A 9,229-nucleotide genomic window follows, 5' to 3' on the forward strand; every position below is an offset into this window, starting at 1 on the left:
GAAAGGGTTGAGACAATGGCTGGATGGACAACAGCGGATATGCCTGATTTGACAGGGAAAACAGCGGTTATTACAGGGGCTAGTGATGGGCTTGGTTTGGAAACAGCCCGGGCACTTGCACTTAAGGGAGCGGATGTCATTTTAGCTGTACGCAGCATGAAAAAAGGTGGCGAAGCCCTCGAACAAATTAAGACAGACGTACCGAATGCGAATGTGAAAATAAAAGAATTGGACCTTTCTGATTTGCAAAGTGTGAACGTCTTCGCTGAATCTATGTGCGATGCTTATGGATCGGTGGATTTGTTAATTAACAATGCTGGAGTGATGATGCCCCCTTACAAAAAGACGACCGACGGTTTTGAACTTCAATTCGGGGTGAACCATCTCGGCCACTTTGCGTTAACAGGGCAGCTAATGCCGATTATTCAGGCTGCCGAAAACCCACGAATCGTGACGCTCAGCAGTTTGGCCGCTCACAAAGCTTCCATTGATTTTGATAACTTAGACGGTGTAACAGGATACCGAGCGTACACGTTTTATGCACAAAGTAAATTGGCGAATCTTTTATTTGCGGTAAAACTACAAAATAAACTAAAAAACGAGGCGGCTCACGTGAAAAGCTTCGTCTGTCACCCAGGATTATCTCAGTCCAATCTTCTATCAAGAGGAGGCGGCGCGAGTGGAAAAGGGTTCTTGCCATTTTTACAAAATCATTTAGCGCAATCGGTTCAGATGGGTGCGCTCCCGACATTATATGCCGCAACAGAGCCGACTTTACGAGGGGGAGAATACGTAGGGCCTGATCATAAAAATCGACGTAAAGGGTACCCGAAGGTCGACCCATCAGTGAAGGACATTTACGATGAAGCAACGGCAGATCGGTTATGGGTGTGCTCAGAAGAGCTGACCGGTGTGAAGTTTTTTGAGGGGAAAACTAGTGCGAGTGTGTAGCTTTTAAAGGGAACTGTACTTCCGTTAACCAATGCCGTTCGTATTCTTGGTTCCAAATGCCGTCGATTACCGCTTCCCTCGGTGGTCCGGCGAGCTCGTAACGGTTGTGTTCAAGCCAGTCATATAAAGCCACATGTGTTTCGCCAATTGTTGAATAAGGCCCACGGTGCAAAAGACAAGCAGCGGTGCCCACTTCCGGCACCTGTTTAAAAACGAGGCCGTTCGCATCGGGCTTCTTTTCCGTTACCGCTTCACAAATCTCAACATCAATGTTTTCTACCCGATGTTCAGGGTCGTGGTACATCTGGAAACAATACAGTAACGGGTCCAAACGACAGCCAGCGGCGCGCATACGCTCCCCCATTTCAGGGACAACTTGAAACAAAGCGTCATAGTTAGCAATCCGAAGTCTCATCGAGGCAACGGTTACAGCGGGTAAGCTTTTAATGAAAATGTCAGGGGTTTGCGCTTTCGAAAGATAATATTCTGTTTGTGCAAGCTGTGCTTTAAGAGCTTCCATCTCACCGAGCAATTGCCCGCGTTTCTCTTCGATTAACTCTGTCGCAGATTGATGTGCCAATGTCTCTTCAATCTCTGCGATCGTAAAACCAATTTGTCGAAGTGCCATAATGTGATGAAGATCCCCAATTTGCGTCGATTTGTAGTAGCGATACCCGGTTGCCGCGTCGACATGAGCCGGCTTTAAGATGCCGACTTTGTCGTAATAACGCAGCGCCTTTACGGTTACGCGGTTCATTTTCGAAAATAATCCGATGCTGTACATGAACTCACTCCCATTTGAACGTTTTTACAGAAATAATTAAACAGATGCCGGTGAGTACAAATAGAATAAGGAAGCTTACGGTATTGAACTCATTTATCGTAGCAATCTCTGTCAGAATTGTAATGCCGTGAGTAAGCGGGAAGATTTGTGCCAACGTTTGCATGAATTCCGGTAGGATCGTAAGCGGGATTGTCGCTCCAGACAATAGAAACATTGGGAAGAATAGAGCGCTGCTAATCGCCCCTGTCGTTTTCTCTCGAGGAGATAAGCTAGCAACGAGCATTCCAATGCTATGAATCGCAATCATAACGAATACATATCCTCCTAAAAATAGCCACACTGAACCAATAATTTCAAGACCAAACCCTAGCCAAGCGACGAGAAAGACGAGCACCATTGAAAGGATGCTTAAAGAGAAACAATGCAACACGTGAGCCGCGAGCAGGTGGGTTGGACTAATCGGAGTCACTTTGTAACGTTTGAGAACTTTCTTCTCCCGGTAGGAAGAGAGCGAGAGCGGTAAACTCATAATTCCCGTAGAAACGAGCCCAATCGTGGCAATTGCCGCAAATGCACGGATTAATTCCAGCTGGGTGTCAGCAAACATCCCCATCAAGCCCATGAGCCCAACTGGCAAAAGAATACCAAAAATAACAGACGACATTTCACGAACGGATAATTTCACTTCTGCCATATAAAGTAGCCGCAATGTTTTCATCGTATACCCTCCTCTACGAGCTTTACAAACGCTTCATCCATATTTTCTGATTCTGTTCGGCTCACAACATCTGTTACCGTACCTCTAATGAGCTCTTTGCCATCCTTAATGACGAGAATTTCATCGCATAATTTCTCCACCTCATCCATGTAGTGAGAAGTTAGAAACAACGTAACGCCGGTCTGTTTCAGGCGAAGCAGTGTTTGCCAAATGTCCCTTCTCGCGACAGGATCGAGGCCCGTCGTTAATTCGTCGAGGAAAATCACCTTCGGTTGGCCCATCATTGCAAGCAAAATGCAAAGCTTTTGCCGCTCCCCACCAGACAAGTCGGAAATGGTCGTTTTTAGCTTGTCGCTCAATCCAAACTCAGCAGCGGTTTGCTGCCAGTCAATCGGATTTTCATATAATGAGTGCGTAATCTCGCAAATCTCTCGCACTTTTAGTCCACTTTGGAATGCACTTTCTTGAAATTGAACACCGACGTGCTGAAAGAGCGAACGCCGATTCGTACGTGGATCGGTGCCTAAGATGCGGATTTCTCCAGCATCCGCTCGCTCTGTGCCGAGCATACAGTCAATCGTTGTCGATTTACCTGCTCCGTTGGAGCCAAGCAAACCAAAAATTGATCCCGCTCGCACAGATATATGAAGGTCTTGGATAGCGATCTTTTGACCAAATCGCTTCGTCAAGCCGTTCACTCGAATTACTTCTTCCATTTGAACTCCCCCTTTTTTAGTGGAACCTCCGTAGTCTATAGGCTCCTCTTAGGGGAGAGTCAAATTGAAAAAACAGCACCCAACCAATTACGGTTGGGTGCTGTCTATCAAACTCATTTATTCATCCACGGGTACGTCAGTGATTCGCCATGAACGGGTTTGTTCAATTTGTCTGTCGGACAAATCATCTAGGAAGCGATAGGGGACGGTCAAGTCGACGGTTACCGTGTCACTCTCTACAGCTGGCCAAACGATTGTTGATGTGTAGTAACCTCCTTCATCGAGTCTCCCAATATCACCTGTGTATCGTTCTGCAAGTGGGACGATGAACTGTTCATCTTCTTCAGCTTGTTCGACCCAATCTTCAGCGGCTGTTCCTTCCAGTGGCGCTAAGTAATAGTCTAGTGGAAAATAGCGCTGATCGCCGTGTATGATGGTTGGGGCATAGGCAGTGAATTGACTTTGACCAACGGAATCATCTACATGCCAACCTCTTGCCCCATATGGCCTGCCAAACCCAAAGTTAAGGGCGTTATAGCTAGAACCTACATCTTCCAAGTATCTAACGGTAATTCTTCCTACGAATAAATCATCGACGCGCTTTATTGATTCAATCTCAATTTCGCCGTCTTCATTCTGAATAGTGCTTGGGTATTCAACTTCGTCCCCTAGAACTTCAGGCATATCAGTTTCAGTCTCTACCTCAATCGTTTCTGCAGGCGGTGTAAAGTGAATGTCAACGCGACGATTTAGAGCTCTTCCTTCTTCAGATTCGTTGTCAGCAATCGGTTCACGGAGAGATTCTCCGCGAAACTCAACGTCAAATGCATCAAGATCAATGCTGTTTTCCAAGTATACTTGAACAGACTCGGCACGATCTTCTGACAATTGTTGGTTGTACTCTTCTGTACCGTCATTATCGGTATGACCGACAATGACCAACTCCCCACCTTCAGCTGACACGAGTACGTCAGCCGCGGCAGCTAGTTCTTCATCTGCTTCTTCCATCAACTGAGCCGAGTCAAAATCGAACAACACATCGCTTGAAATCATGAGCGTTGAATGTTGGATTTCATCAATTCGACTTACAGAACTTACAATACTTTCTTGATAACTTTCGATTGGAAATACTGAAGCTTGAACACGGGCTAGATCTCCGTCGTACTCTGCGCTTATATGCGCTCGGTCGAGTTCTCTTTCAATGATTTCCTCAACGGATGGTATGACGTGGGAAAAGAATGATTCATCGTCTTCGCTAAGCTCTTCTCTTTCTTCTTCAGACAATTCACCAAGTCGCTCATCAATGGTCAAGGCACCAACGTCTTCGCGATCCACAACAGGTATATGTTCAATAACGCCTAGTCTTCGAAACAACACATGGACAGAATCGGTATCTGGAGCAGTAAATACTCCGTAATACCTCGCAGGTTCTGAGTTATCCCCAAAGGTAATCTGAGTGTTGCGACTGCCTTCACCAAAAAACGTATGCATCGCGATGTAGTCATCTTCTTCGAGCAATAAAGCAGCAGAAAGAGATGTGGTCATCTGCTCAGGATCAATGATTCGAATATCTAATCCTTGCTGAGAGGAAGTCCCCTCTCCAGTGAATACACCAGGGTCAAAAAGACCGGTAATCGTCGAACGTACATCATCTTCACTGTCAAGCGTGACCGGGAGAATGGCGTAGTCACCATCACGAATGATCGGTCCAACTTCCCCTTGAATGTTAAAGGTGACGTCATCCCTCAAATGCCACAAATCATGGCTAAACGTGACCCCTTCCCACTCTAAAGGCTCTGTATGATCTTCTGTATCAGGCTCTTCTTCATGTGTTGTTTCTGGCTCTTCATCAGGCTGGGGTTCTTCGGTTACTTCATTGTCACTACAACCAGTTACGATTATAAGAATCAGAATTCCTGAGAAAAGTTTTTTTAGCATCAATGTTCTCCTTGAATTTTTTTATGTTAAATCGTTCTATTATTTAGAATTAATCATCGTTTATTGTACACGAATTGTGAGAAAGGGGAAACAAGAAAGCCGCTCACCAATTGGTGAACGGCTCGTGCCATGTTTAACGTTCGTCTTCGTTGTCACCCCAGCATTCAGTGTTTTTAATCTCGGGGTATTGGGATGCGTAGAAGACAGGGTCTTTGCCGGCTTTTCTTTGCTTCGTATAGTCTTGCAGTAATGTGACCGCTTTTTTCGTAAGCAGCAGAATGACGGTAATGTTTACGATCGCCATCAGTGCCATAAACAGGTCAGCCATTGTCCAGACAAGTTCTACGGTCGCAATACCACCAAGAATACCCATTATGAGGAAAGCGACTCGATAGATCGGCAACCAACGTGCACCATTTTTAAGGAATTCGATATTCGTTTCACCGAAATAGTAGTTTCCGAGAACCGAACTGTATGCGAAGAAGAGAATGGCAATCGCTACAAATGCACTGGCCCATTCGCCGATGTGTTGACTCATCGCAAACTGCGTAATCGTTGCACCTTCCCCTTCAACGTCCATATAACCGGTAGAAAGAAGAATGATAAATGCGGTACTAGAACAAATAATCATCGTATCAAAAAAGACGCCAAGGGATTGAAAGAGACCTTGTTTTGCCGGGTGCGATACGTTTGCGGCAGCGGCAGCATTTGGCACACTCCCCATACCGGCTTCGTTTGAGAATAATCCACGTCTTGCACCTTCCATAATTGCAGCACCAAACCCGCCGCCAATCGCTTGAGATAGACCAAACGCTTCACTAAAAATTAGTGAAATTACACCGGGAATCTGCTCGATGTTCGTTACAATAATATAAAGTGCAACCGCGATGTAAGCGACCGCCATAAATGGAACGATTAGCTGTGTCACTTTTACAATTCGTTTGACCCCACCAAAAATAATGAGTGCCGTTAGCGCGGCAAGGATGAGCGCCAACATGAGACGGTTCGTATCAAAAGCGGTTTGGAACGAATCGGTAATCGTATTTACTTGCAACGCATTAAAAATCATACCGAAACAAAGGACAATAAGAACGACAAACAAAATGCTGAGCCAGCGTAATCCTAATGCTTTGTGTATGTAATAAGCTGGCCCCCCACGGTAACGATCTCCGTCCTTTTCTTTATACAACTGGCCAAGTGTACTCTCGATAAACCCGGTCGCCATCCCGACCGTTGCAATGGCCCACATCCAAAAGACAGCACCAGGCCCTCCGACGGTAATGGCTAGAGCCACCCCTGTGATATTCCCTGTTCCTACCCGTGCGGCAGCACTAATTGTAAACGCTTGGAACGCAGAAACACCCGTATCGTTTTTTCGTTTTTCAGTAATGACACGAAACATCTCCGGAAACATGCGAATCTGGACAAAATTCGTACGAATTGTAAAATAAAGACCGGCAATGATGAGCAAAGCGATAAGTACATACGTCCAAAGCACATCATTCACAGAGCCGACAATGCCTTCTAAAAAAGGAAGCTCTAAAGCAAATCCTTCATCAAACATCTGATCATTCCTTTCTTTTTAAAGTATGGGCTACATTTACCCATTCATTCGTTTCGTTAAACGACAGCAGATTCAATAATATGCAACGTTTTGTTCGTCGCATTCAACCTTGCTCGAACGCCAAGAGGCAGAGTAATTTGAGGAGAGCCGTGCCCCGCTTGTAAATTATAAAGAATCGGCTTTTGGTAAAAACTAAGAATGCGATCACACACGTCTATGACGGTGTCACCGTTAGGGTAATCTTTGGAATCGCAATCTTTACACGTGCCGAGCACAAAGCCGACGGCCTCATCAAGCTTGCCGGCGAGCGACAGTTGTGTGAGCATCCGATCAATCGCATACGGTTCTTCATCCACATCTTCTAAAAAAAGTATTTTTCCTTTCGTGTCAAGCTCAAATGGTGTGCCCATGAGGCTTGCAATGACAGAGAGGTTGCCACCGACGAGCTCCCCTTCAACCGTCCCATGGGAGAGGGTTTTCAGCGGGTAGTTGCTCGGATTAAAGAGTGTGCTCGGAAACCCGTCTGCTTTCATCGCTTGTAACAGTCGATCGGTTGTAAAGCGGTCTGCATCTAACAGGTCAGATGTTGCCATCGGGCTATGCATAGTGACCATGTTCGCCCGTTGCGTGAAGGCGATGTGCAGAGCGGTAATGTCGCTGTAACCAAGAAAGAGTTTCTGGTGCTTTGCGATCAGGTCATAATCGAGAAACGGCAAAAGTGAGGCACTCCCGTATCCGCCACGCAAACAGAGAATTGCATCGACATCAGGATCAACGAATAATGTGTGCAACTCTTCAACCCTTTCACCAATTGAACCGGCAAGATAACCTGGATATTCTTTAAACGGCCGTGAAGTAACGGTCTTGAAACCATAACCTTCAAGCGTTCTCGTCGCTTCTTCGAATTGGTGGCGCTTGGCAGGTCCTGACGGCATGGCGAGGCCGAGCGTGCTATTTGTGCCGATCCCTTTTGCTTTTCGTTTCTTTTTCATATCCATCCCTCCAATTTTTTACCATTATATGATGATTGTGACGAGTAAAACAGTAAAAAATCGGGAAATGTACGAATAGGACAACCATCTGAGGAGGCCAATAGATGACTGAGCTTACAGAGTTAAAAGAACGGATTGATGAAGTACTCACTGAAAATCGCGTCGGCGTATTGTCTACAATCAAAGAGAACCACCCTTACGCCCGCTATATGACGTTTTACCATGAAGGACTCACATTGTACACCCCGACCAATGCCCATGCACACAAAATTGAAGATATTGAAGAAAACCCCCACGTCCACATTTTAATGGGGTATGAAGAACACGAAGACGGCAACCGCTTCGTCGAAATTGAAGCAACCGCCGAAGTCGCCACAGATCCAACAGACAAACAAAAAGTTTGGTCAGAAAAAATTGCCAAAAAATATTCCGGACCTGAAGACGAGAACTTCGTCGTCCTCATTTGCCGACCGACCGTCATTCGTTACCGGTCCGATGAAATTCCTGAGTCTTACCAAGAGTTAAGGATGTAGCCCAAATAAAAGCCGAGTACTTCTTAATGAGAAGTGCTCGGCTTTTTTCTTGTTGGTTATAGGCATACCTTCATTTGATTATTTTTATAGCACCGACAACGATAACAATGATCGATACTACGGAGGTTACGCATAAAACTACTACCCCTGCGATCCCTAGCCCGAAAGAATTTTCAGGTTCTGAAAACAGGATAAAGCTAAAAAATGTCGCGACGCCAAAGAGCAATAAAAGAATCCCGGAAATGATAAGCAAAGTAGGGTTATCCGTTAGGAAAACTAGCAAAAGCACAATGAACGAAATGATAAATGATGCAATGTAAACAAAATGGGAAATATCTTCAAACATGAGTCCTCCTCGTTATTACAGCATATTAGAGAGAATGTTCAATCAATTATACTGAGTTAGAGCGATTACAGCAATAACCACACATGTGACCGTGATCGTAATCGATATGAAGGCAACGTGATTTTTTTCTTTTTTGTTCGTGAAAACGAGTGTTGTTAATATGGCGTTAAGGATACTTGAAAAGATAAAAACAAAAATCAAAGGGATTGCGGAAATGAAAATGAAGTCTTCAAAACTGATCACAGCTACGTAGGGAAGAGTAACAAGTGTAACCACCATCCCAATGCTTAAAAATAACGACGTGTAACTTTTCCAAGAGTAATATCTCAAATGACGATCTCCTTTAGTTTCGACATCATCTATGTGAATCCAGCTCGACAGCGGGGCATCCTTAGACGGAACGAACGGAAACCCCGCCGTGAACTTGTACCGGAGACGGGAGCTGTGCGGAACGAAAAAAGGGAAGCCCCGGATTTTGTGCCGGAGAAGGGCGCTGTGCGGAACGAAAAAGTGTAAGCCCCGGATTTTGTGCCGGAGAAGGGCGCTGTGCGGAACGAAAAAGTCAAGTCCAGATTTATGTGTAAAAGTGTTACAACGAGTAGCCAAGTCATTCATTTAGGTTTGAGGTGTTGCGTTCAAGGGGCCTGCAGGCCCCTTGAAAAATCATTTCTCATCTGAACTTTTTCG

The 9,229-nt window shown here is 45.3% G+C and carries 9 protein-coding genes; 2 read left to right on the forward strand and 7 right to left on the reverse strand.

The genetic code is table 11. From position 1 onward, the window contains the following. Positions 1-15: 15 nt before the first annotated feature. On the forward strand, positions 16-951 hold the full coding sequence (locus tag ACE1TF_RS17215) for an oxidoreductase (protein ID WP_375018603.1): 936 nt from the start codon (positions 16-18) through the stop codon (positions 949-951). On the opposite strand, the gene ACE1TF_RS17220 is transcribed toward ACE1TF_RS17215, so the two are convergent. From ACE1TF_RS17220 to ACE1TF_RS17245, 6 genes are all read right to left on the reverse strand, one after another. Then, entirely contained in the window at positions 935-1,735 is an 801-nt protein-coding gene (locus ACE1TF_RS17220; RefSeq protein WP_375018605.1) for a MerR family transcriptional regulator, read from the reverse strand. The two genes, ACE1TF_RS17215 and ACE1TF_RS17220, sit on opposite strands and share 17 nt — an antisense overlap. Before the next feature lie 4 nt (positions 1,736-1,739). Then, entirely contained in the window at positions 1,740-2,453 is a 714-nt protein-coding gene (locus tag ACE1TF_RS17225; protein WP_375018607.1) for an ABC transporter permease, read from the reverse strand. Further along, entirely contained in the window at positions 2,450-3,169 is a 720-nt protein-coding gene (locus ACE1TF_RS17230) for an ABC transporter ATP-binding protein (RefSeq protein ID WP_375018609.1), read from the reverse strand. The genes ACE1TF_RS17225 and ACE1TF_RS17230 overlap by 4 nt, the downstream gene beginning before the upstream one ends. A 117-nt stretch (positions 3,170-3,286) precedes the next feature. After that, complete coding sequence (locus ACE1TF_RS17235; protein WP_375018611.1) at positions 3,287-5,107, reverse strand: OmpA family protein; 1,821 nt, start codon at positions 5,105-5,107, stop codon at positions 3,287-3,289. 133 nt (positions 5,108-5,240) lie between these two features. Beyond that, positions 5,241-6,671, reverse strand: a complete 1,431-nt coding sequence (locus ACE1TF_RS17240; protein ID WP_375018613.1) for an alanine/glycine:cation symporter family protein — start codon at positions 6,669-6,671, stop codon at positions 5,241-5,243. A gap of 56 nt (positions 6,672-6,727) precedes the next feature. After that, on the reverse strand, positions 6,728-7,663 hold the full coding sequence (locus ACE1TF_RS17245; protein WP_375018615.1) for a S66 peptidase family protein: 936 nt from the start codon (positions 7,661-7,663) through the stop codon (positions 6,728-6,730). Positions 7,664-7,767: 104 nt separating this feature from the next. Between ACE1TF_RS17245 and ACE1TF_RS17250 the strand changes: the two genes are divergently transcribed. After that, positions 7,768-8,196, forward strand: a complete 429-nt coding sequence (locus ACE1TF_RS17250; protein ID WP_042399700.1) for a pyridoxamine 5'-phosphate oxidase family protein — start codon at positions 7,768-7,770, stop codon at positions 8,194-8,196. Between the two features lie 70 nt (positions 8,197-8,266). On the opposite strand, the gene ACE1TF_RS17255 is transcribed toward ACE1TF_RS17250, so the two are convergent. After that, entirely contained in the window at positions 8,267-8,542 is a 276-nt protein-coding gene (locus ACE1TF_RS17255; protein ID WP_042399703.1) for a hypothetical protein, read from the reverse strand. Positions 8,543-9,229 lie beyond the last annotated feature (687 nt).

It is taken from the genome of Geomicrobium sp. JSM 1781026, from assembly GCF_041949955.1.
Classification (GTDB): Bacteria; Bacillota; Bacilli; order Bacillales; family Marinococcaceae; genus Geomicrobium_A.

Coding starts and splice junctions, on each gene's coding strand:
- ACE1TF_RS17215 (WP_375018603.1), top strand. CDS start 16: ATGGCTGGATGGACAACAGCGGATATGCCTGATTTGACAGGGAAAACA.
- ACE1TF_RS17250 (WP_042399700.1), top strand. CDS start 7,768: ATGACTGAGCTTACAGAGTTAAAAGAACGGATTGATGAAGTACTCACT.
- ACE1TF_RS17225 (WP_375018607.1), bottom strand. CDS start 2,453: ATGAAAACATTGCGGCTACTTTATATGGCAGAAGTGAAATTATCCGTT.
- ACE1TF_RS17235 (WP_375018611.1), bottom strand. CDS start 5,107: ATGCTAAAAAAACTTTTCTCAGGAATTCTGATTCTTATAATCGTAACT.
- ACE1TF_RS17220 (WP_375018605.1), bottom strand. CDS start 1,735: ATGTACAGCATCGGATTATTTTCGAAAATGAACCGCGTAACCGTAAAG.
- ACE1TF_RS17245 (WP_375018615.1), bottom strand. CDS start 7,663: ATGAAAAAGAAACGAAAAGCAAAAGGGATCGGCACAAATAGCACGCTC.
- ACE1TF_RS17240 (WP_375018613.1), bottom strand. CDS start 6,671: ATGTTTGATGAAGGATTTGCTTTAGAGCTTCCTTTTTTAGAAGGCATT.
- ACE1TF_RS17230 (WP_375018609.1), bottom strand. CDS start 3,169: ATGGAAGAAGTAATTCGAGTGAACGGCTTGACGAAGCGATTTGGTCAA.
- ACE1TF_RS17255 (WP_042399703.1), bottom strand. CDS start 8,542: ATGTTTGAAGATATTTCCCATTTTGTTTACATTGCATCATTTATCATT.